The 314-nt window shown below is 70.4% G+C and carries 1 pseudogene; it reads left to right on the forward strand.

Annotated elements, in window-relative coordinates:
• Nucleotides 1-314, forward strand: a pseudogene (locus tag FJ658_RS16560) (O-antigen ligase family protein); the annotation flags it as partial.

A 314-nucleotide genomic window follows, 5' to 3' on the forward strand; every position in this document is an offset into this window, starting at 1 on the left:
CGACCTCGTCGTCATCAAGGGGGTCACCTACCTGCAGGCCCACAACGCGTGGCTCGACGTCTTCCTGCAGCTCGGGGCGATCGGCGTGGCGATCTTCGGCCTCGTGGTGCTCGGCGCCCTCGTGCGCAGCTGGGGCATGGCCGCCGAGGTCACGCGCATCCGCTACTCCGCTGCGGAGCTGCGCTGGCCCGAGACGACCGCCCCGCTGCTGCTGCTCGTCGCCCTGCTCGTGCAGAGCCTCGCCGAGAGCCGCCTCATCATCGAGCTCGGGTTCGCGCTGCTCGTGATCATCGCCGTCAAGACCGGGTGGAGCG

It is taken from the genome of Schumannella sp. 10F1B-5-1 (assembly GCF_006517535.1).
Classification (GTDB): domain Bacteria; phylum Actinomycetota; class Actinomycetes; order Actinomycetales; family Microbacteriaceae; genus Schumannella.